We start from the raw sequence: 23,359 nt of genomic DNA, 5'->3' as shown, positions 1-23,359 counted from the left end.
CGGCCGCGCTTGAGCGAGTCAGGAAAATTCATTTTCCTGCCTCTCTACGCGAAAGACCCTCGCTCCGGGGGCATGGAGCGAGGGCCAACTCAGCGTTCGTCACGCAGGCAAGAGGTGGGGAAACCATCCGGGCAACAGGGGGAAAAATCCCGAATGCCCCACATCCGCGAGCCACTCTCTAGGCGGCGGAACCTGTCGCTTGCATGAATGACACGAAGTTTATGTTACTTTCTTACACCCGTGCGGCGCGGATCGTTCCAGCGGAAACTGTTATCGCTGACCGCCTCACCGAACTTCTGGTTGGTCAGGCGGATCGTCGTCCGGTTGTTCTGGCTGTCGAGAGCGACCCAGCCCTGCAGCATCAACCCGCCCGGCGCACTCGCGTTGCGGACGAATACCAGCGTGATTCGGCCGTATTCGGGATGCTTGGGATCGTTCGCCTCGACCGACACGATCCGCTGGTCGTAACCGGGCACGAGCTTGGCATAGCGCGTGATGTCGCGCGTTGGATCGAGCAGCACGCCCAGCGGCGAGTTCTTGATCGGCCAGCGCTGCACCTGCTTGACCGAATAGTCGATGAAGGTCAGCGCGCCGCCCTCCGCGACGATCAGGATCGGCACGCCCTTCTCATACTGGAAGCGCAGCTTGCCGGGCTTCTTTAGCGTCAGCACGCCGGTCAGCACCTTGCCGTTGCGATCCGCCTGCGAGAAATTCGCGGTCATCGTCTCGACCGATTGCAGGTGCTTCTGCACGGCGGCCAGGTCGCCGGTCGCCTGCGCGGCGATCGGGGCAGGCACGGCGGCGACGGACAAAGCGGCGATCGTCGCGATCACCGCGGGACGGGTATTGAACATCGAAATCTCCTTGGAGCGCGGACAATTGCCGGCCCGCGCTTGAACCGCCACTGAATTCGACGAGTTCCCCTACAGCGTGATCGCCGCCTTCATCCCAAGTACGCCGACGTCGTTCGCGTCATGGACGCCGCCCGGATTGTGAATGAATTGCACGTTCGGGCGCAGTTCGAGCCACCGCGTGGGATGGACGCTATAATAGATTTCCGACGCGTACTCCGCATCCTGTACCGCCGGCCGGGTCGGATCGAGCGCCTCACCTTTCGCGACGCGCCCGTTCACGTTGGTCCGCGCCACGCCGAAGCCGAGGATGTCGCCCGGTCGCCACGGCACCAGCCCCTTGTAGAACAGCCCCGCGGCGATCTGGTTGTCGGTGGTCGAGGTCGCGCGATCGGCCTGCGTCGCGTTGAGGAACACGCTGAGCCCGGTGACCGACTTGCCGTCCTTCGAGGTGCCAGTGACCTGTTGCTGGATGTTGAAATACACGCCGTAGCGCGCGCTGCGGCGGAGCGGTTCGAGCCCGGTGATCGCGATCGGCCGGCGGTTCAGGTCGTAGAACACGTCGTCGCCGTTCGAGGTATTGATCCAGCCGCCGACCTTGTACGCGCCGACTCGACCGTCGTTGTCGCCGCGCCGCCATTCGGCCTCGACGGGAACCAGTACGCCCGTTGCGCCGTGAAAATGGCCAATCACGAAATCATTGTCGAGGTTGCGCGGGTTCACTTCGTAGGCAGCGGTCTTTAGCGTCAGGTGATCGTTGACGTCGTAGCGCAACCGCGCGCCCCATTGGCTGACCGGCCAGTTCTGCCAGTAATCGCCGTTCAGATTGCCCGGCTGTGCGCCGCAGAAGCTGAGGTTCTGGAAATAGCACGAGAAGGACGCGAAATCTTCGCCCGGATTGGTGCGGCCGATCTTCAACTCGAGCTTCTCGCCGAGTGTCTGCTCGTACCAGAATTGCGTGAGGCGGACGGTCTGGCCGCGGCCGTATACTTCCTGGACCTGTTGCAGCACGCCCAGATTGGCGTCGGCGCCGAGATCGCGGCCGCGGCGATAGGTGACGGTCGCCTGGAACGCGCCACCCTTGAGCCCCACGACCTTGTCGAGATCGAGCAGCACGCCGACGTCGAACTGGCCGGTCTCGCGCAATAGTTTCCGGTCGCCACCGGAGAAATTATAGGCGCTTTCCGAGGCATAGCGCGCGCTGAGGCCGATGCCGCGATCGGCCAGCCGTTTGCGGATGTCGAACCAGTCGGCGAATAGGCCAGGCGGCGGGGTACGCTGCGTATCGGCGGTCAGCGCGGACGGCGAGAGGTCGCTGTCGCGGCGGACGCCGGAGCGCGGGCGGTGCTGCGTGTCGGTGGCACTGCTGCCGGGAGTCTGCTTGGTGGTGTCCTGCGCGGAGACCTGACCGGGTAGGGCGAGCGCCACCGCTGCCGCTGCACAGAACCGCCGATACCCCATTTCGCCCACCTGTTTTTCGTAACTTGAATCAACCCCGTATACCGGGTGTTGGCAGTCCGAAACCCTCGACAAGTCAAAGGGACTCTAGGAATCCTCCCCCGCCAGGGGGAGGTGGCTGGCACTTGCCAGACGGAGGGGGAGGGGGCGACAACGTAGGTTGCGTGTCCTCCCCCTCCGTCACCTGCGGTGCCACCTCCCCCTGGCGGGGGAGGATCGATCCAACCTTAGATCGCATGCCCCTCGGTATCGCGTAGCACTTCACGGCGGCCGACATGATCCGGCCGACCGACGATGCCGTCCTTCTCCATCCGCTCGATCAACCGCGCAGCCGAATTGTAGCCGATCCGCAACTGCCGCTGCAGCCACGAGGTCGATGCCTTCTGCGACTCGCAGACCAGCTGGATCGCCTGGCGATATTGCTGGTCCTCCGCCGAATCCTCACCGGTCGGCGAGCCCTCCAGCGCGAAGCTCTCCTCGGGCTCCTCGGTAACGGAGGAGATATAATCCGGCAGCCCCTGCGACCGCCAGTGATCCGCCACCAGCCGCACTTCGTCGTCGGTCACGAACGGCCCGTGGACGCGGACGATGCCCTTACCGCCGGGCATGTAGAGCATGTCGCCCTTGCCGAGCAGCTGCTCCGCGCCCTGTTCGCCGAGGATGGTGCGCGAATCGATCTTCGAGGTGACGTGGAAGCTGATCCGGGTCGGCAAATTGGCCTTGATGACGCCGGTGATGACGTCGACCGACGGCCGCTGCGTCGCCATGATCAGGTGGATGCCTGCCGCGCGTGCCTTCTGCGCGAGCCGCTGGATGAGGAATTCGACCTCCTTGCCCGCGGTCATCATCAGGTCGGCGAGCTCGTCGACGATCACGACGATCTGCGGCAAAACGTCGTATTCGAGCTTCTCCTCCTCGTACATCGGCGCGCCCGTGTCGGGATGATAGCCGGTCTGGACCTTCCGCCCGAGCGGTTGGCCCTTCGCCTTCGCGCCGCGCACCTTGTCGTTGAAGCCCGCGAGGCTGCGCACGCCGACGGAGGACATCTGGCGATAGCGATCCTCCATCGTCTCGACCGCCCATTTCAGCGCGCGCACCGCTTTCGCGGGATCGGTGACGACCGGCGACAACAGGTGGGGAATGTCGTCGTACATGCTCAGTTCGAGCATCTTCGGATCGATCATGATCATCCGGCACTGGTTCGGCGTCAGTTTGTACAGCAGCGACAGGATCATGCTGTTCAGGCCGACCGACTTGCCCGAGCCGGTCGTGCCCGCGACCAGCAGATGCGGCATCGGCGCGAGATCCGCGATCACCGAATCGCCCGCGATGTTCTTGCCGAGAATGATCGGCAGCTGCGCCGACTGATCCTCGAATGTCTGGCTGCCGACGAGTTCGTGCAAGCTCACCGCCTCGCGCCGCGCATTCGGCAACTCGATGCCGATCACGTTGCGCCCCGGGATCACCGCGACGCGCGCCGAAATCGCGGACATGTTGCGGGCGATGTCGTCTGCCAGCGCGATCACGCGGCTCGCCTTGATGCCGGGTGCTGGCTCGAGTTCGTACATCGTCACGACCGGCCCCGGCCGGACCTCGATGATCGATCCCTTCACGTGGAAATCGTCGAGCACGTTCTCCAACAGCCGGGCGTTGCGCTCCAGCCCCGCCTTGTCGATCACGTTGCCCTGGCTCGGCGGTGAGGGCGTCAGCAGGTCGAGGCTCGGCAGCGTGAAATTGTCGCGCAGGTCGAGCGACGACTGGCGCTCCTTGGGCTTGGCCTGCGACGGTGCGTTTTGACGGTCCGCGATCACCGGGGCAGGCCGCGGGTCGGGCTCGGCGACCGCGCGGGGCTCGACCGGTTTGCGCGTCAACGTCAGCGGCTCGTCGTCGTCCTCGTCGATCTCCGCGAAGCCGTCATAGCCGAGCGCCTCGGTGCGATTGCGGCGGGGAAGGCGCCATTTGCGCTCGCCGAGATCGATCTCGATGCTCTTGCCCCAGACGATCGCGCCCGCGATCGCCGCGACCAGCCCGATGGCGCGGGCGGACCAGAGCTCTGCGACCGGCTGGCCGATGAAGCTTAACGCCCAGTGCACCGCGCTGGAAACCGACAGGCCGATCACGCCGCCCCAGCCGGCGGGGAGCGCGAGCACCGACGTACCCGACACGAATGCCAGCGCGCTCGCCATCAGCGCGACGCCGATCGCCGCGCCGCGCACCATCCGCACCCAATGCCCGAGCGGCGCGTCACGCCACAGTCGCATCCCGAGGATCGGTCCGATCGGCAGCAACAGCGCGACCGCCGGCCCGAACAGCGTGAGCGCGATATCCGCGAACCACGCGCCCGGCGGCCCGACCAGGTTGGCGGGGTCGCCGCCCGATGCGGTGTTGAGCGCCGGATCGCTCGGGTGATAGCTCGCCAGCGCCAGCGCCATCAGCAGCGTGCCGACGAACAGCGCGATCGCCGCGATCAGGGCGCCGCTGCGGACGGCGCCCGCCTTCACCGTCTCACGCCACAAGGCTGGCTGCGCGCGGCTGGCCATGACCCGTATTCTCCAGAATCAGTACAATAGGGATATTGCATCGCGCTGGGTTGGTCGGACGTCAAGCAAGCACGCTGAAACACGGGTTAAACCGCGTCCGGATCGTCGTTGGCAGCGACCGGTTGGCGGGATACAGCGGCGTCATGGACACAGATGTAATCATCCTCGGTGGCGGGCTGGTCGGCGCGACGCTCGCCGTGGCGCTCGACGTGCACGGCATTTCGACGATCGTGATCGACCCTGCCGACCCCGCGGTAACGTTGGCGCCCGGATTCGACGGCCGCGCGTCGGCAGTCGCGAGCGCCAGCCACCGGATGCTCGACGCGATCGGCGTCGGGGCTACGCTGGCTGGGCAGGGGTGTGCGATCCGCCAGATCCGGGTGAGCGACGGGCTCGAACCCGGCGCGCTCGATTTCGTCCCCGCCGCAGACGATGGCGCGCTCGGCACGATGTACGAGAACAAGCTGCTCCGCCGCACGCTGTTCGACGCCGCGACCGCCGCAGCGCATGTCGACCTTCGCATGCAGACGCGCGCTACCTCGGTCGACCGTGCAGAATCGGGCGTCACCGCCACGCTGGACTCGGGCGACGTCATTCGCGCGCCGCTGTTGATCGCCGCGGAGGGCCGCAATTCGCCGACGCGCGAGGCTGCCGGTATTACGATCGCGCGCTGGTCGTACGAGCACACCGCGATCATCGCCGCGTTCCACCACGAACGGTCTCACGAGGACGTCGCGTACGAGATCTTCTACGCGAGCGGCCCGTTCGCGCTGCTCCCGCTCCCTGATGACGCCGACGGTCACCGCTCGGCGATCGTCTGGACGGTCGACGCGAAGAGCGCCCCCGGCATGCTCAAGCTCGGCGACCGCGCGTTCCTCGCTGAAGCGGAAAAGAGCATGGGCGGCTTCCTCGGCGAGCTGTCGATGGCCACCCCGCGGTCGAGCTACCCGCTCGGCTTCCACCACGCCGCGCGGATCACCGACACGCGGCTCGCGCTGGTCGGCGACGCCGGCCACGGCATCCACCCGATCGCCGGGCAGGGCCTCAACCTCGGCTTCCGCGACGTCGCGACGCTCGCCGAAGTGCTGGTCGAGGGCAAACGCCTCGGCCTCGACCTCGGCGACGCCGCGTTGCTCGCGCGCTACCAGCGCTGGCGCGGGCTCGACACGTTCATGACCGCCGCCGCCACCGATACGCTCACCCGCCTGTTCGGCCTCCCCGGCAAGACCGCCGGCGCCGTCCGCCGGTTCGGCATCAGCGCGGTGAATGCGATCCCACCCCTCAAGGACCGCTTCATGGCCGAAGCGCGCGGCGAAAGCGGCGACCTGCCGAAGCTGTTGCAGGGGATGATGGTCTAGACGGGGCATGACCGTTTCGGCTCCCGATGGACCCGCGCAGGTCTTGCCAGTGTTCGACGCGTTCGAGGATGCATTCGCAGACCTGATCCGCTGGCGGCGCGACGTCCGGCATTTTCGACGCGATCCGATCGATCCCGAGGTCCTGCCGAAACTGCTCGACCTGGCCAATCTCGCGCCGTCGGTCGGGCTGAGCCAACCCTGGCGCTTCGTGACGGTCGACGCGCCCGACCGGCGCGCGGCGGTGCGCGCGATATTCGCTGCGTGCAACGCACAGGCGCTGGCCGCGCAATCGCCATCGCGCAGCGAGCGTTATGCGCGGCTCAAGCTCGCGGGGCTCGACGATGCGCCGTGCCATCTCGCGGTCTTCGCCGACCCCGATCCGCAACAAGGCCACGGATTGGGACGGCAGACGATGCCGGAAACCGCGGCGTATTCCGCGGTGATGGCGCTGCACACCTTGTGGCTTGCGGCGCGCTGCGTCGGGCTTGGGCTCGGCTGGGTCTCAATCCTCGACGCCGACCGCGTTCGCGCTGCGCTCGATCTGCCCGAACACTGGCAGATGATCGGTTATGTCTGCATCGGCTATCCGGCGATCAACAGCGACACGCCCGAGCTGGAACGCGAAGGCTGGGAGCACCGGCAACCGGTCGACGTCACGCGGCGCTAGGCGTGTCAGGCGTCGGTGATCCGTCGGGCCTCTTCGACCAGCATGACCGGAACGCCGTCTTTGATCGGATAGGCCAGACCGGCCGCGTCCGAGACGAGTTCCTGTGCTGCCTCATCATACCGCAGCGGCGTGCGGGTCATCGGGCAGACGAGGCGTTCGAGCAGCCAGGGATCGAGCGCGGTCACTGCAACGTCACCGATTCGTCGCCGTCGTGCCGCCCGAAGAACTGCATCAGCTGGATGATCAGTTCGGCGCGCTGTTCGATATCCGGCGCCTCGAGCAACGCCTGTTTTGCGGCTGCGTCGAACGGCGCGATCTGCGCGATGCCGTTGACCAGGCTCTCGTCGTCGAGCCGTCCGACCGCATCCCAATCGACCGCATAGCCCTGCATGTCCGCGAACCGACGCGACTCCAATTCCAGCGAAGACCGGCGGCCGAGCGACAGCGCGTCGTCCTCAATCAACGGCAGCAATTCCGCCTCGACCTGGCGGAACGCGGTCGTCACATCGAGTTCGCGCACGATCCGGAACAGCGCGATGCCCTCCAGCACGACGTTGTAGCGCCCGTCGTCAAGTGCCTCGACCTCGGCGATCTTGCCGACGCAGCCGATGTCGTACAGCGCGTTCTCGTCGTCATGCGGTCCGCCCCGCGGCTGGATCATCCCGATCCGCCGGTCGCGCGCCATCGCATCGCTGATCATCGCCCGATAGCGCGGCTCGAACATGTGCAGCGGCAGGTGCATGCCCGGGAAAAGCAGCGCGCCCGGCAAGGGGAAGATCGACAGTCGCGTGGTAGCGCGCGGGGGGGCGGACTCGGTGGTCATCCGAACAGGATCGCAGACAGGCGGCGTCGCTGTCCAGACACCCACGGGTCCTCGAGCCCGACGACCTCGAACAGTTTCAGCAACTGCGTCCGCGCCGCGCCCTCGTTCCAGTCGCGCTCAGTGGCGATGATGCCGAGGAACGTGTCGGCGGCGGCATCGCGGTCGTTCGCCGCCATCTGGCCGTTGGCGAGCGCGAACCGGGCCTGCAGGTCGTCGGGGTTAGCCTCGACTGCTGCGAGCAATGGCGAGAGATCCTCGACCGGCGGGGCCGACTGCGCGAGTGCGAGTGCAGCCTGCGCGCGGGTAATCGCCGGGTCCTTGGCGATCGCCGGATCGAGGTTTGCCAGCCAGTCGGTCGCCTCGTCGAGCTGCCCGGTCGCGACCAGAGCGCGGACGAAGCCGGCATGGACTTGCGGATGCTCGGGTGCGATCTCGGCGATCTCGCGGAAGATGCCGAGCGCGCGCTCGCCGTCACCCGCTGCAAGCGCCTCTTCGCCGATCGCGATCAACGGCTCGACGTCGGGCACCGCGTCCGTCGCGCCGGCTTCGATCGGCAGCTGCTTGAGCAACTGGTCGAGGATCACGCGCAGCTGTGATTCGGTGCGTGCGCTGGTCATGTCGGCGACGAGCTGGCCCTGGAACATCGCGTAGACGGTCGGGATCGACTTGATCTGGAATTGCGCGGCGATGAACTGGTTCTTGTCGGTATCGACCTTCGCCAGCACGACGCCCTTGTCGGCATAATCCGCCGCGACCTTCTCCAGCGTCGGCGTCAGCGCCTTGCACGGCCCGCACCATTCGGCCCAAAAATCGATGATCACGAGGCTCGTCATCGACGGTTCGACGACATCGCGACGGAACGCCTCGACGGCGTCCTTCTCCGCGGGGGACATTCCAAGCGTGGCCAAGTTCAACTCCCGTGTAATCCAGACGCGCTATCTGGGGCGCGCCCGCGGCGAATGCCACCTCTGGAGCCTACCTCTAGACCATCGCGTTGGAAATTCCACGAGGGGACCAGCCTGTCCTGCCCTTTATGGTTGCCCGTGCCCAGCCTGTCCTTCCGAAGTCCATCACCCTCCAATCCCGCCACCCCGGCGAAGGCCGGGGTCCAGTTGGTGAGGTCGTAGTCACGGAGTGCAGCTTTCATCGGCAGCGTTTCCCATCTGGACCCCGGCCTCCGCCGGGGAGGTGCACTGTTTGAAGAGGATAGGCGCCGAATAGCTCCGGGATGACAGAACGTTGGCGATCGCGAGAACAAAGGCATCAAGCGACCAACTCAATGAAAGTCACGCGACTTGGGGAGGACTCGCACATCGCGGGGATGCGTCGCGCGCGGATGATGCGCGCGGGCATCGGGACTCCGCGTGAGAACCGGCCGGATCACCTCGTCGACACGTGCCAGCGGCGGCTCCAGTGCGTGATCCTCCGACAACAGCCGCAGCATCTCCGTGCGGTCCTGCACGCGCGAGGTCATCAGGTGCGTGACGCCTTCCTCGCTGCGCTGGATCACGCCTTCCAGCACCATCAGCCGCGACGCCATCACCGCGCGGCGGTTCGCCTCGAAATCGCGTGCCCACATCAGCCCGTTGGTGATCCCGGTCTCGTCCTCGATCGTCACGAAAATCGCGTTGCCCTTGCCCGGCCGCTGGCGAACCAGGACGACGCCCGCCACTTTCGCACGACGCCCGTCCTTGGTCGCGTTGGCCTGCGCGCTCGACAGGATACCTTCTGCCGCAAAGCGTTCGCGGAGGAACGACATCGGATGCGCCTTCAACGACAGCCGCGTGGTTTGGTAATCCGCCGCGACCTGTTCGGAGAGCGGCATCGCCGGCAGATGCGCGTCGGGCTCCTGGCCGAGTTCGGGCACCTCTGCCGCCGCAAAGAGCGCAAGCTGCTTGGGCGGGGTCCGGCGCACGTCCCACAACGCCTCGCGCCGCTCCTTCGCCACCGACCGAAACGCATCCGCATCGGCGAGCAGGTTCATCGCCCGCTGCGGCAGGTTGGCGCGACGCGCGAGGTCCTCGATGCTAGCGAACGGCGTGGTCCGAACGCGAACGATGTCGTCGGCCCAATCCTTCCGAAACCCATCCACCTGCCGAAACCCAAGCCGCAAATCCTCCCCGGCACGGGGAGGGGGACCATCCGCAGGATGGTGGAGGGGGGGCGCCGCGAACGTGTCGCCTGAAGGGGTGGCAGCCGAAAGCGCGGCGCCAGTAACAGGAACATCCGCCAGCGATACGTTCGCGGAAGCCCCCCTCCACCCCGCTTCGCGCGGTCCCCCTCCCCGTACCGGGGAGGATAAGCTGTTATCCCACGCGCTCGCATTCACATCGACCGGCAGCACGGTGACCCCATGCTCGACCGCATCGCGCACCAGTTGCGCCGGCGCATAAAACCCCATCGGCTGCGAATTGAGCAGCGCGCAGCAGAACACCGCCGGGTGAAAGCATTTGATCCACGACGACACATACACCAGCCGCGCAAACGACAGCGCGTGGCTCTCGGGAAACCCGTAGGACCCAAACCCCTCGATCTGCTTGAAACACCGTTCGGCGAACTCCGCCTCATATCCCCGCGCGACCATCCCACCGATCAGCTTGGCCTGGAAATTGTTCATCCCTCCGACCTTGCGAAACGTCGCCATCGATTTCCGTAGTTCGTTGGCCTCGTCGGGGGTGAACTTTGCCGCGACGATCGCCAGCTTCATGGCCTGTTCCTGGAACAACGGTACGCCGTACGTCTCGCCGAGCAGCACTTCGAGTTCGTCGCTTCGGCCATGCTCGGGCGATGGCGAGGGATAGACCACCACCTCCTTCTTTGCCCGCCGCCGCAGATAGGGATGCACCATGTCGCCTTCGATCGGCCCGGGCCGGACGATCGCCACCTGAACCACCAGATCGTACAACTTCCGCGGTCTTAGACGGGGCAGCATGTTGATCTGCGCGCGGCTCTCGACCTGAAATACGCCGATGCTGTCGCCCTTGCACAGCATGTCGTAGACCTTGGAATTTTCGTCGTTGGCGATCGTCTTCAGTTCATAATCGCCCAGCCCGTGCTGCCGCATCAGGTCGAAGCTCTTGCGGATGCAGGTCAGCATGCCGAGCGCGAGAATGTCCACCTTCATCAAGCCGAGGCAATCGATATCGTCCTTGTCCCATTCGATGAACGTGCGATCTTCCATGGCGCCATTGTGGATCGGCACGATCTCGTCGAGCCGACCCTGGGTCAGTACGAAGCCGCCGACATGCTGTGATAGGTGACGTGGGAATTCGAGCAGGCGTTCGACCATGTCCTGCAACCTAGCGATTTCCGGATTGGCGACGTCGAACCCCGTTTCGGCAAAGCGCCGTTCCGGGAAGCGGTTCGAGAAGCTGCCCCAAACCGTGCTGGTCAGGCGTTGCGTGACGTCTTCGGTAAAACCCAGCGCCTTGCCGACCTCGCGCACGGTGCTACGGGACCGAAAATGGATCACGGTCGCCGCGATCGCCGCGCGCTCCCGGCCATAGCGGCCGTAGATATACTGCATCACCTCTTCGCGACGCTCATGCTCGAAATCGACGTCGATATCGGGCGGCTCGCTACGTTCGGCCGAGACGAAGCGCGAGAACAGCAGGTCGTGCTTCATTGGATCCACCGACGTGACGCCGAGCACGTAGCATACTACCGAATTGGCGGCCGATCCGCGCCCTTGGCATAGGATCGGTGGATCGGCGCTGCGTGCGAACCGGACGACGTCGTGGACCGTCAGGAAATAATAGGCATATTCCTGTTGTCGGATAAGCGCGAACTCCTCGCGGAGCGACTTGACGAGCTTGTCCGGCACGTAACCGTCATATTGATCGATCGCCGATTGCCAGGCGAGATGCTCCAGCCAGTCCTGCGGATCCCAGCCTACCGGGACGGGCTCATGCGGATACTCGTATTTGAGCTCGTCGAGCGTGAAGTCGATCCGCGCGAGCAGCTTTGCCGTCTCGCCAATCGCGTGCGGCCGGTCGCGGTAAAGGTGCGCGATATCGTCCGCATCCTTCAAATGGCGCTCGCCATTGGCACCGAGTCGTCTCCCGGCACGCTGGATCGTGGTGCCTTCGCGGATACAGGTGACGATGTCGTGGAGCGAGCGATCGTCTGCCATCGCATAGCGCACGTCGTTGGTCGCCAGGATCGGCACGCGCGCCTTGGCGGCGATCCGTGCAAGCCGGGTCTGACGCCGCCGATCGCGACCGCCATGCGGCATCGTTACGCCAAGCCACACCGATCGCCGCGCCAGCGGACGAAGCGCGGCAAGTGTAGCCTCGAGACTGGCATCGTTGCGCATGGGAAGCACGTAATCCTCGTGCGCAACTACCGGGCGGGCCGTGCACTTCGGCATGACGATCAACAGTATTTCACCTAGATGCGCGACCAGATCGTCGAAGCCGAGGATGCAGCCGCCTTTCTCGGCGCGCCGGTTGCCTAAAGTCAGCAGCCGCGTCAGCCGTCCCCATCCGGCACGCGTTGCGGGGTAGGCGACGATGTCGGGCGTACCGTCCGCGAACACGAGACGCGCGCCGACCACAAGCTTGAAATCGAACGGCGGCAGGTTCGCACCGAGCTGCCCTCGTTTTGCGCGTTCCAGGGCATCATAGGCGCGCACCACGCCAGCAACCGTATTGCGATCGGCGATGCCGATGCCAACCAGTTTTAATTCGATTGCACGACCGACGATGTCGCTGGGATGGCTGGCGCCGTCGAGGAACGAATAGTTGGTCGCCGCGACGAGTTCGGCGAACCCGCTCATGGCGTCGCGCCACTCACGCGAAGACGCCGTGGAGGTACCAGCGGGGCGCCTCCATCTCGGAATACAGGCCGTGGCGGAAGATCCAGAAGCGGCGGCCGCGGCGGTCCTCGATGCGGTAGTAATCGCGCGTCGGGATGTCCTGGCGCCGCCACCATTCGCCGGCGATCCGCTCGGGGCCTTCGCTGTGCGCGACGTCGTGGACAGTGCGGCGCCAGCGGAAGCGGTGCGGCGGGCCGTCGGGGACCTCGGCCATCATCGATTCGATCGGCTGCGGCGGGTCGAACAGGTAGATCGGGCGCAGCGGGGGCTCGCCGGTCTCGGGCGCGGTCCAAGGGGTTGGGGCTGGTGCTTCAGCGGCCGGCAGCATCAGTTCTGCCTGTTCGGGGATATGACTGTCGCGCGCGGAAAACCGGCGCACGCGTGCCCGGCCCAGTCGCGTGCCGAGCTGGTCGACGAGCTGCGCGACTTCACCCTTTTGTGCCTCGCCGCCTTCGAGCTTCAGTTGCGACGCATCGAGCTTTTCGGCGAGCGCGACGTCGAGCCGGACGAGATCGTACCCGAACCCGGGATCGAGCGGGTCGGCGAGGCTGTCGATGCGCTCGCGAAACAGCCGCATCAACAACGCGACGTCACGGGTCGGCTGGCCGGTCTCTATCCGCAGCCGCTGGACGAGGCCGTCGGCACGGAAGAGGCGCGCTTCCCAGCGGCGGCCGCCTTCGTGACGGTCGGCAAGCTGGCCCGCGGCTTCGGTGGCGAGTTCGGCGAGCATTTCCAGCGCGTATTCGGTGCGCGCGATCGGTTCGGCGAAGCGCCGTTCAACACCGATCTTGGGCACCGTTCGTCGTGCGACGATCGGCCCCTTTATCGATCCGTCGAGCCGGCGGATCATCATCGCCGCTTCCTCGCCGAACCGTGCGGCGATCGTCGCGAGCGGCCGCGCCATCACGTCGCCGACCGTCTTCAGCCCCGCGCGCGACAACGCGGTCGTCGCATCCTCGTCGAGGCCCAGCGCAGCCACCGGCAACCGCTTGACCGCCCGTTTTTCATCCGGCGCCGGCGCCCCCGCATACCGCGCCAGCGCCCGCGCCGTATCGGGCGTGTCACCGAACGCGTGGCGTACCAGCACGCCGCGCCGCGCCAGGCGCTCCTCGAGATCGGCGGCAAGGCGGCGCTCGCCCTCGAACTCGTGCACGCACCCGGCGATATCGAGAATCAGCCCATCGGGTTCGTCGAGCGCGACCGACGGCGTGTAGCGCTGGCATCCGTCCGCTAGCCGCTCGAGCCATTCGTGATCGGCATGTGCGTCATGCTCGTACACCTCCAGCTCCGGCACGCGCGCCCGTGCATCGGCGAGCGTCAGCCCAGGCTGTAGCCCCGCCCGCACCGCCTCGCGATCGAGCGCCTTCAGCCGGACCCCACCCGAGACCGTCTCGACGAACGCGATCGGTGTCTCAGCCCGTCCGACGAACAGATGCGGCCGCATCGTCCGCAGCCGCTCGATCGGCAGCCACGGGAATACCAGCGCCAGGTAGCGCCGCGGGATCACCGCCTGAATCTTCGATGATGGCGGTTTCGAAGGCGGTATTGTCGAAGATGTACGCGTCACGGTCCCACTCCACGCGCCAGCGGAGCCCGGCCTGGCCTCCGCGTCGACGCAGCAATTCGATGTCGAAGGCAGGTTTGCCCGGCGCGTCGGCCTCCAGCGGTCGCGAGCGGCTCGCGGCGACCTGCCAGCGCGATGCGGCGGCACTCGGCACCGGTTCGGCACCGATGCGCAGGCTGAGTATCGTCACGCCCGAGGCTTCGGCCGCCAGCATCAGCCGCCGCGTCGCGGTCAGGTCGATCCCCGGCGCGCGTCCCCAGGATTCGATCAGCAACGTACCGAGCCCGTGACACCGCGCGGCATCGGCGGCGGCGCGCAGCAAGCTTGCCTCGTCCTCGACCAGACCCAGCACCAGCGACGTCACGTCGAGCCCCATCTCGACCAGTCCGGTCGCATGCAGCCGCCCGCCCTGGCGCTCGCTCGCCTCGGTCCGCAGCCACATCACCGGAGTCGCCCGCGCCGCCAGAACAGAGGCAACGGCAAATCCCGCACCACTCGCAGAATCGTCGACGGTCGCAAAAACCTCGTGCAACTGTGCCTTCGCCATCCCCTGGGTCAGCCACGCATCGTCCGCACGGCCATCACCCTGGGCCGGCATCCCCGTCGTGGCGATCCGCTTCAGGCGGGCGATCAGGGCAGACGACTCGTTCACAATTGTTCTTGTAATGTTCTATGGGACGAGTCGCCAAGCGGAATCTTTTTCGACGGTCGATCCCGGGACGTGATCGACACTGATAAAACCGCCCTGACACAGTGTTTCAGTCGCTCGCAGATGATGCACGGTTCGTCTGCAAGCGTGACGCCTAAATGAAAAATACGTCAGGAACCGTGTCTTTCTTGCGACAGGATATCACCGATAATTCCGCGCCTTGTATCCGGTGTTTACAGTTTTGAGACACGGTTGCAGTCCCGTCCCAGCGCCGCAATCCCCCCGGACGATGCGGCCATTCCGGAACGCGCTCGCGCCATCCCCGAAGGGGGGAGGGGACGGGCCTTGTGAGAGATTGCTTACCATGACCACCATCGCTTTCCGGCCGACCCTGCTTCGGAGCTCGGCGTTGTCGGCGCTCGTCCTCGCCGGACTGATCGCTACCGTGCCCGCGTTCGCGCAGGATGCCCAGGTTCAGCCCAGCACCTCGGTTTCGACGCCACCGCAGGGCGACGTTTCGCCTGCGCCGACCGCCGCTCCAACCGCGACTCCCACCCCGGCGACCGCAGATGCCGACCAGCCGCAGGACATCGTCGTCACCGGCTCGCTGTTCCGCCGTACCGATACCGAGACGCCGTCGCCGGTCACCGTGCTGACCGCGGATTCGCTCGCCAAGGCCGGCATCAACAACGTGTCGGACGCGGTCCGCTCGATCTCCGCCGACAGCAGCGGCTCGGTCCCGACCTCGTTCACCAACGGCTTCGGTGCAGGCTCGTCGGGCGTGTCGCTGCGCGGCCTGACGGTCAACTCGACGCTGACGCTGATCGACGGTGTGCGAACCGCGAACTATCCACTGGCGGATGACGGCCAGCGCTCGTTCGTCGACCTGAACACCATTCCCAACGCGATCGTCGACCGTGTCGAAGTGCTCAAGGATGGCGCCTCGTCGAGCTATGGTGCGGATGCGATCGGCGGCGTCGTCAACATCATCATGAAGAAGGAGATCGTCGGCGCGTACGGCACGGTCGAGGGCGGCGTGACGCAGCGCGGCGACGGCGGCAGCCAGCGCGCGACGCTGACGCTCGGCACCGGACGCCTGAAGGAACAGGGCTTCAACTTCTACGTCAGCGGTGAATACCAGCACAACGACGCGATCTACAATCGCAACCGCGGCTTCCCGTACAACACCGCCGACCTGACCTCGATCGGCGGCGACAACAACAATGCGGGCTCGGTCGCACCGAGCAGCACCACCAGCGCGGTCGTCGCGCCCACCACGCAGACCACGCCGGGTAATATCCTGTCGGGCACCGGCCTCGCCACCGGTCCGTTCCAGGTGCTCAACCCCAATGGCTGCTCGGCCGGCCAGACGCTCGTCACGACGCCGCGCTCGGGCACCGGTTTCATCGACCAGGGTTGCGAGCAGAACCTGGTGTCCCAATACGGCCAGATTCAGCCCGAGCAGACCCGGTTCGGCGTCACCGTCCACGGTACCGCGCAGATCAACGACAAGACGCAGGCCTATCTGATCGCGTCGTATTTCCAGAACGACGTCAAGGCGCAGGGCAGCCCGTCGCTGATCCGCTCGGCCAACCCGGTCAACACGCAGAACATCGTCCTGCCGGTGCTGCTCGCGAACGGCACGGACAATCCGAACAACCCGTTCGATACGCCGGCCGCGATCCGCTACCGGTTCGGCGACATCGCCAACACGTCAGAGTATAAGAACCATGTGATCCGCGCCGCCGCCGGCATCGACGGCCAGTTCGGCGAGGGCTGGGGTTATTCCGCTACGATCACCGCGGCGCATTCGTGGCTCGACATCACGCAGAACGGCTATCTGAACCTTGCCGGGCTGCAGACCGCGATCAACAGCGGCAGCTATAATTTCGTCAATCCCGAGCTGAACACCGCCGCCGTCCGCGCGGCGATCTCGCCGACCGTCCGTTCGCAGGCGACCAGCGACCTAGACATGGTCCAGGGCGTCATCACCAAGGACCTGTTCCAGCTTCCGGGCGGCGCGCTGCAGCTCGGCGTCGGCGGGTCAGTCCGCTACGAGGCGCAGAACGATCCGAGCCAGAACCCGGACTTCACGACGATCAACCTCAACCAGTTCTCGGCCGTCGGCAACCGCACCGTCGAATCGGCGTATTTCGAGGTCAACGCGCCGATCCTGACCAGCCTGGAGATCGACGGCTCGGGCCGCTTCGATCACTATTCGGAAGGCTATAGCCACTTCTCGCCGAAGATCGGGGTGAAGTTCACGCCGATCCGCCAGGTCGCTCTCCGGGGTACGTTCTCGAAGGGCTTCCGTGCACCGAGCTTTGCCGAGACGTCGGGTTCGGTGGTCGGCTTCACCGCCGCTACCCCGCCCTGCTCGCTCCAGGCGCAGCACGGTGCAACCGTGACCGGCACGACCTGCTCTGGCGGCAGCGCGTACAACCAGTCCTACTCAATCGGCTTCAACACCGCCGGCAACCCCGACATCAAGCCCGAGCTGTCGCGCAGCTTCACCGGCGGCGTGGTCGTCCAGCCGCTCCGCTGGCTGAGCTTCACCGCGGATTACTACAACATCAAGAAGACGCGGGTGATCACCGGCGGCCCGCTCTCGAACCAGGCACTCGCGGCCTATTATGCGGGCACCGCACTGCCGACCGGCTACAGCGTGACGCCGGACGCGATCGATCCGTCCTATCCGAACGCCCCAACCCGCGCGCTGTTCGTCAACTCGCCTTATGCCAATGCGGCCGCGCTCAAGACCTCGGGGCTCGATTTCTCCGCGCTCGTCCAGTTGAAGCCGAGCGACGACTTCCACTTCACCAGCCGCGCCGAGGCGACCTACATCCTGCATTACGACTTCAAGCAGAGCGATGCCGATCCGTTCGTCGATTTCGTCGGCACGCAGGCGCCCTACATCACCTCGTCGGGCGCGGGCACGCCGGCATGGCGCGGCAACTGGCAGAACAGCATCGACTACAAGGCGTACACGCTGACCGCGACGGCCTATTACACGTCGGGGTACAAGGCCGTGGCGTACGACCAGTTCGGGACCACCGACTGCAACGGCGGCAGCACCTATGGCGGCACGGACCCCGAGTTCAACTGCCATGTGAAGCACTTCGTCGACGTGGACCTGACTGGCAACGTGAAGGTCAACGACAAGTTCAACCTGTACTTCAACGTGGTCAATCTGCTGGACCAGAAGGCGCCGCTGAACGCCGGCAACTATGCCGCGGTCAACTACAACCCGACCTACACGCAGATCGGTGCGGTCGGCCGGACGATCCGGGTGGGCGCGAACTTCCAGTTCTGATCGGCCACGCCTATTCGAAAGCCTCGGGGGCGGACGGCAACGTCCGCCCCCTTTTTCATGCCCTGCAAATCCAGGGCCGACAGATTTTTACCGAAAGAATGCAGAAGGCGCTTGCCGTCCCGGAAACACCGGGCTAACAGCGCGCCTCACCCAGTCGCCGTGTCGCTTCAGACCGGAGACATAGGCGCCAGAGCGGGCGTAGCTCAGGGGTAGAGCACAACCTTGCCAAGGTTGGGGTCGAGGGTTCGAATCCCTTCGCCCGCTCCAGTTTTCCTACGAGAAAACAGCGGTCGAGGCCGATGCGGTATCAAGACCGCCTTCCGATATATCCAAGCCAAGACCATCTCATTCTAGCGGTCTGCCAGCTGCGATCCCTAATGATCCCCAAGTTCAGAACCAGAGCAGGTCGAGCGGCTATACCAGGCCGCGACCTTCGATCTTGAGGACGGGTACGAAGCCGTTTCCGGGGTTCGCGGGCATCGTCAGGCGCAGGCCGCGTGGATCGCGTCTGTGCGCCACGCTGCCGCCGCCCAGCAGGGTCACACGCTCGACCACGCCGTCGGCAAAGCGGTTGCGTCCCAGGGCCTCGATCGTGACGTCGCCCCGTGGCCATCGCAGGAACAGCGCGTAGAGCGCGCCCTTGTTGGTGGTGAAGCGGACATCGCGGGCGGTGAACATGCCCGACGACTGTTCGTTCTGCATCCCGGCCTGAAGCTTGGTCGGCCCCTCGCCGTAGATCCGCCATGGCCGCGAGCCGAAGATCGCCTCGTCGTTGACCGCGATCCAGCGGCTCATGCCGTCGAGGATCTTCTCCTCCTCGCCGTCGATCGAGCCGTCGCCCGGCTGCGGGATCGAGAGCAGCAGGTTGCCGTTCTTCGACACGACGTCGGCCAGCCGCTGGATCACCTGTTCGGCGGTCTTGTAGCTTTTGTCGTTGAGCCGCGCGACGTTGTAGAACCAGTCGCCGATGCACGTATCGGTCTGCCACGGCTCGTCCCACAGGTGATCGGTGAAGCCGCGCTCGACGTCCTGCACCAGGCCGAACCGTGCATAGGGCTTCAGTTGCTTGGCGGTCAGCACGACGTCGATCTTGCCGTGCCACGCGATCGACCGGTTATAGTAGTCCGCCGCCGCCTGGAGCCCGATCGGGCCGAACGGGAGCTCGTAATCGTCGAAATAGCAGAAGTCGGGCTTGTACTTGTCGATCAGGTCGGTCTGGCGCAGCAGCCATTTCGCGGCATAGCCAGGATCGTTCGGCGGCGGCGTCTCGATCCACTGGCCGTCGTTCGCGTCGTGCCACGCGTTCATCGCCGCGATCGTGTCGATGCCGTTCGGCAGGACCGCGTGTGCGCCGGTATAGAGTTGTTGCGGATCGAGCCCGTCCCACCATGTGCCGCGGCCATCGGCGGCTCGCAGTTTGAACGCGTCGTAGCGCTGGCCCTTCAGCGGCCCTGTAGGGTCATAGCCATAGGCGGTCTGATACCAGTGCCAGCTGTGTGCGGCATGGTTCGAGACGCCGAATTTCAGCCCCGCTTTCCGCGCCGCCTTTTCCCAGGTGCCGACGACGTCGCGCTTCGGCCCGACGCGGAGCGAATTCCAGGCATGATAGCGACTGTCGTAGCAGTCGAGATTGTCGTGGTGATTGGCGAGCGAGACGAAATATTTCGCGCCGGCCTTCGCATAGCGGGCGATCAGCGCGTCGGGGTCCCAGCGCGCCGCGGTCCAGCGGTTCATCACTTCCATCATCCCCGACTTGGTCGGATGGCCATAGGTCCTGAGGTGATGTTCGTAGACGGGGTGCCCCTGCATATACATGAAGCGGCCGTACCAGTCGCCTTGCTCGGGCACGGACTGCGGGCCCCAATGCGACCACAGGCCGAGCTTGGCGTCGCGGAACCACTCGGGATAGCGGTAGTGATCGACCAGCGACTGCCAGGTGGGTTGCACGGGACCGCGGGCCAGCCCCATCGGGCTCTGCGCGAGCGCGTGCGTCGCGGGGGCGAGGGCGGCGATCCCGGCGAGCACGGAGCGGCGGCTGAGGTCGATGCTCATTTGGCCGCGACGGTCCGGCGGATGGCAGCGAGGGCCAGCGGGCGCATCACCGCATAGCCCGCGGGGGTCGGATGGACGCCGTCGCTCGCCAGCCCCGGCTTCATCGCGCCCTCAGGCGTGGCTAGCGCGGTGTAGTAATCGACATAGGTGAAGCGGTTCTTCGCGGCATAGGCCTTCAGCCAGGTGTTGAGCGCGCGGATCTGCGGCACCGGCTGCTTGTCCTTGCTCCACGGAAAGGCGGCGGCGGGCGGGGTCGAGGCGATGATGACCTTGATACCGTTCGCGCGCGCCAGATCGGCCATGCTGGCGATGTTCCCCTGGACGATCGCCATGGTCGAGGCGCCGGTGTTGCCGGCGATGTCGTTGGTGCCCGCCATGATGTGGACCGCGCGCGGTTTCAGCGCGATCACGTCCTCGCGGAAGCGCACGAGCATCTGCGGCGTGGTCTGGCCGCTGATCCCGCGATCGACCAGTCCGCCGGTGAACAGCGCGCCGTCCGCGCCGATCCAGTTGTCGGTGATCGAATCGCCCATGAAGACCACGCGGACCGGCGTGTGCGACGCCTTCAGCTGGTCGTTCTGTGCGCGGTATCGGCACAGCTGGCCGAAGTCGCGCGTGAGCATGTGCAGCTTCCACGCCTCCCATCCGGTGCCATCGGTTGGCGACGGATGCGCAGGGCAGGGGGCCGCGACGATCCCGACCGGATCGCCGGCATAGGGATCGCCCGGAACATTGGTCTGCGCAGCCGCCGGCAACGAGACCAGCGCCAATGCCGCGATAGCGATCCCGCGCATCACTTTGCAGCGACGATCTGGACCAGCGATGCGGCGTCCTGCCCGGTCGGCAGCTTGCCCGACGCGGTCAGCCGCCGGGTCTTGTCGTCCCAGCGCAGGGTCGCCTTGCGGCCGCCCTTGGTGCGATAGTCGTTGGTCACGCCGTCATCGTCGTACAGCGCGAAGCTCGCATCCGCGCCGGGATAGACGCGGATGCTCTCGAGCGCCTGCGCGGTCGCGGTGCTCGGCACCTGGACGCCCATCGGGATGATCGACCCGGCGCGCACGAACAGCGGGATCTTGTCGATCGGCGCATTGGCCGTGACGGTCTGGCCGCCCGTGAACCGCTGGTTGGTCCAGTAATCATACCATTCGGCCCCGGCCGGCAGATAGACCTGGCGGCTGGTCTTGCCCTGTTCGGTGACGGGCGCGACCAGGAAGGCGGGACCGAACATATATTCGTCGCCCATGTCGGCGACGTTCGGATCGTTCGGGAAATCCATGAACAGCGCGCGCATCATCGGCGCATTGCTCTCGTACGTGTGGCGCCCGAGCGAATAGATATACGGCATCAAGGAATACCGCAGCTTCAGGAAGTTCGCGAGGACCGGCTCGGCCGCGGTGCCATACTGCCAGATCGCGGTGGCCGGGCGCTGGCCGTGGATCCGCAGCGTCGGCGTGAACACGCTGTACCCGAACCAGCGCGTGAACAGCTCGGGATAGTCCGCATAATCGGGCGCCATCGCGGTCGCGCCGGCTGGATCGAGCAGCACCGGGCGCGTCGCCTTGGGTCCGTTCGGCCATTGCCAGCCGCCGATGTCGCTGCCCCAATAGGCCATGCCGCTGGCGGTGAAGCCTAGGCCGGCGGGGACCTGCCGATGCAGCGCCTCCCAGGTCGACTTGATGTCCGACGACCAGAACAGCCCGCCGTTGCGCTGCGCACCGAGATAGGCCGCGCGCGACAGGATCAGGTTGCGCATCGTGGGGCGATCCTTCGCCGACCCGTCTGCCACGCTCATCGTGTGGAGCAGCGGGAAGACGTTGTGATAGCGGTCGCCCGAGCCGATCGAGTAGAAGCTGCCGTCGGGCACTAGGTCTGGCTCGGTCTCGTCGAGCCAGAACCAGTCGAAGCCCTGGCTGGCGATGTTGTCGCGGATCCGGTCCCAGAACCAGTGGCGCGCATCGGGGTTGGTGCTGTCGAGCAACGCGCCCGCGCGGTCGGACCGGATCGGCAGGCCGTCGACGACGTTCCCGTCCTTGTCCTTCAGCAACCAGCCCTTGCTCGACAGCAGGTCGAAGTAGCGCGATTCCTTTTCGAACCGCGGCCAGACGCTGATGATCGAATGCATCCCCATCGACTTCAATTTGTCGTTCATGCCCTTGGGGTCGGGGAAGTAATTCCGGTCGATGTCGAGCTGGCCCATGCGCGACCAGTAGAACCAGTCGAGCACCATAATGTCGAGCGGCAGGCCACGGCTCCGATACCCGTTGGCGACGTCGAGCAGTTCCTTCTCGGTCTCGTAGCGTGCCTTGCTCTGGATGAGGCCGAACGCGGCCTTCGGCGGCAGCGGCGTGGTGCCGGTCAGCGTGGCGTAGCCGGCATAGATCTCGTCGGTGGTGGCGCCGGTGATGACGAAGAACGAGACGCGCTCTCCGACCTCCGACTGCCAGTGCGTCGCACTATGCAGGCCGGGGGAAACGACGGTCGAGGACGGATTGTCCCAGACGATGCCGTAGCCCTTGTTGGTGACCATGAACGGCACGCAGACCGTCTCGCCCGCCGGCGCATCGTAATTATGGCGGCAGTCGATCGTGCGACCGCGCAGGTCCAGCTTGCCCTCCTGGTTCTGGCCCAGGCCGTAATAATGCTCGTCGGCAGGCGAGGCGAAGCTCGCGCCGACGCGGAACGTCTTCTCGCCATTGACGGTGTGCGGCGCCATTTCCCAGCCGGTCATTTGCGTCAGCATGGTGCCGTCGGGCTTGCGGATCGTCACCGACACCGGCGGCAGCGACGGCGCGAAATAGCGCTCCATCTGCGTCGGCGCCTTGGGCCAGGGCTTTGCGTCGACCGACAGCGACAGCGCGGACGAGGTGAAGACGTCGGCGCCTGCGTCATTACGATGCGTCCAGCCGGCGGCGTTGGGCTTTGCATTGGGACCATCACCGGGGGGCGCGTCGACCTGTCCGCGGTCGGTGGCGATCGTCACGCGGATGATGTTGGGCGCATAGGCTTCGACCGAAACGAGGCTGCCGTTGCGATCGACCGTGGCGATCGGTGCGGCGACGGCTGCGCTGCCGAGCGTCGCGAGCGAGACGCCGATGGCCAACCGCGCGAACAGTCGCGACGACCATCCCGATCCATAGGTGTTGCGGGACAGGTTGGGCGACTGCGTGAAACCACGCGCTCGGGCGATATGCATCGAAATCCTCTCCACGGGCTTATGCCCTGACGGTAGCGCAAACGTCGCCAGTGCGGCGATTTTGTCGTATAATTG

15 protein-coding genes and 1 tRNA gene are annotated in these 23,359 nt (G+C 65.9%); 4 read left to right on the top strand and 12 right to left on the bottom strand.

What is annotated here, in order from left to right:
* Positions 1–224: 224 nt before the first annotated feature.
* The 3 genes from BM244_RS06345 to BM244_RS06335 form a co-directional block, all read right to left on the bottom strand.
* Positions 225–854, bottom strand: a complete 630-nt coding sequence (locus tag BM244_RS06345; protein WP_093398192.1) for a LolA family protein — start codon at positions 852–854, stop codon at positions 225–227.
* 69 nt (positions 855–923) lie between these two features.
* Entirely contained in the window at positions 924–2,312 is a 1,389-nt protein-coding gene (locus tag BM244_RS06340; RefSeq protein WP_093398191.1) for a carbohydrate porin, read from the bottom strand.
* 224 nt (positions 2,313–2,536) lie between these two features.
* Positions 2,537–4,849 carry a DNA translocase FtsK gene (locus tag BM244_RS06335; RefSeq protein ID WP_056064299.1) on the bottom strand — a complete coding sequence of 771 codons (2,313 nt, stop codon included), beginning with the start codon at positions 4,847–4,849 and terminating at the stop codon, positions 2,537–2,539.
* A gap of 143 nt (positions 4,850–4,992) precedes the next feature.
* Here BM244_RS06335 and BM244_RS06330 point away from each other — a divergent pair, with 143 nt between their 5' ends.
* Together BM244_RS06330 and bluB are read left to right on the top strand one after the other, a co-directional pair.
* Complete coding sequence (locus BM244_RS06330) at positions 4,993–6,207, top strand: UbiH/UbiF/VisC/COQ6 family ubiquinone biosynthesis hydroxylase (protein ID WP_093398983.1); 1,215 nt, start codon at positions 4,993–4,995, stop codon at positions 6,205–6,207.
* A gap of 7 nt (positions 6,208–6,214) precedes the next feature.
* Complete coding sequence (gene bluB / locus BM244_RS06325) at positions 6,215–6,874, top strand: 5,6-dimethylbenzimidazole synthase (RefSeq protein WP_093398190.1); 660 nt, start codon at positions 6,215–6,217, stop codon at positions 6,872–6,874.
* Positions 6,875–6,879: 5 nt separating this feature from the next.
* Here bluB and BM244_RS06320 read toward each other — a convergent pair whose 3' ends face one another.
* From BM244_RS06320 to BM244_RS06295, 6 genes are all read right to left on the bottom strand, one after another.
* Complete coding sequence (locus tag BM244_RS06320) at positions 6,880–7,059, bottom strand: Trm112 family protein (RefSeq protein ID WP_302847257.1); 180 nt, start codon at positions 7,057–7,059, stop codon at positions 6,880–6,882.
* Entirely contained in the window at positions 7,056–7,697 is a 642-nt protein-coding gene (locus BM244_RS06315; RefSeq protein ID WP_093398189.1) for an LON peptidase substrate-binding domain-containing protein, read from the bottom strand. The genes BM244_RS06320 and BM244_RS06315 overlap by 4 nt, the downstream gene beginning before the upstream one ends.
* Complete coding sequence (locus BM244_RS06310; RefSeq protein ID WP_093398188.1) at positions 7,694–8,590, bottom strand: tetratricopeptide repeat protein; 897 nt, start codon at positions 8,588–8,590, stop codon at positions 7,694–7,696. The genes BM244_RS06315 and BM244_RS06310 overlap by 4 nt, the downstream gene beginning before the upstream one ends.
* 383 nt (positions 8,591–8,973) lie before the next feature.
* On the bottom strand, positions 8,974–12,474 hold the full coding sequence (locus BM244_RS06305; RefSeq protein ID WP_093398187.1) for an error-prone DNA polymerase: 3,501 nt from the start codon (positions 12,472–12,474) through the stop codon (positions 8,974–8,976).
* Positions 12,475–12,487: 13 nt separating this feature from the next.
* Positions 12,488–13,957 carry a Y-family DNA polymerase gene (locus BM244_RS06300; RefSeq protein WP_254784390.1) on the bottom strand — a complete coding sequence of 490 codons (1,470 nt, stop codon included), beginning with the start codon at positions 13,955–13,957 and terminating at the stop codon, positions 12,488–12,490.
* Positions 13,926–14,729 (bottom strand): hypothetical protein, encoded by an 804-nt coding sequence (locus tag BM244_RS06295; RefSeq protein WP_093398186.1) that lies wholly within the window; start codon positions 14,727–14,729, stop codon positions 13,926–13,928. The genes BM244_RS06300 and BM244_RS06295 overlap by 32 nt, the downstream gene beginning before the upstream one ends.
* 361 nt (positions 14,730–15,090) lie before the next feature.
* Here BM244_RS06295 and BM244_RS06290 point away from each other — a divergent pair, with 361 nt between their 5' ends.
* Together BM244_RS06290 and BM244_RS06285 are read left to right on the top strand one after the other, a co-directional pair.
* Positions 15,091–18,039, top strand: a complete 2,949-nt coding sequence (locus BM244_RS06290; protein ID WP_093398185.1) for a TonB-dependent receptor domain-containing protein — start codon at positions 15,091–15,093, stop codon at positions 18,037–18,039.
* 192 nt (positions 18,040–18,231) lie between these two features.
* Positions 18,232–18,306: transfer RNA gene (locus tag BM244_RS06285), tRNA-Gly, on the top strand.
* A gap of 147 nt (positions 18,307–18,453) precedes the next feature.
* Here BM244_RS06285 and BM244_RS06280 read toward each other — a convergent pair.
* From BM244_RS06280 to BM244_RS06270, 3 genes are read right to left on the bottom strand one after another with little or no spacing between them, the layout of a single operon-like run.
* Positions 18,454–20,091: an alpha-L-fucosidase gene (locus BM244_RS06280; RefSeq protein WP_093398184.1), complete on the bottom strand. Its 1,638-nt coding sequence runs from the start codon at positions 20,089–20,091 to the stop codon at positions 18,454–18,456.
* The gene (locus BM244_RS06275) at positions 20,088–20,885 is read right to left on the bottom strand and encodes an SGNH/GDSL hydrolase family protein (protein ID WP_093398183.1); all 798 of its coding nucleotides are present in this window, start codon (positions 20,883–20,885) and stop codon (positions 20,088–20,090) included. The genes BM244_RS06280 and BM244_RS06275 overlap by 4 nt, the downstream gene beginning before the upstream one ends.
* Positions 20,885–23,284, bottom strand: coding sequence for a glycoside hydrolase family 31 protein (locus BM244_RS06270; protein ID WP_093398980.1), 2,400 nt, complete (start codon positions 23,282–23,284; stop codon positions 20,885–20,887). The genes BM244_RS06275 and BM244_RS06270 overlap by 1 nt, the downstream gene beginning before the upstream one ends.
* Positions 23,285–23,359: the final 75 nt, after the last annotated feature.

Origin of the sequence: Sphingomonas sp. OK281, assembly GCF_900115295.1 — a bacterium.
Taxonomy (GTDB): domain Bacteria; phylum Pseudomonadota; class Alphaproteobacteria; order Sphingomonadales; family Sphingomonadaceae; genus Sphingomonas.
This window is presented reverse-complemented; position numbering and strand designations above follow the sequence as displayed.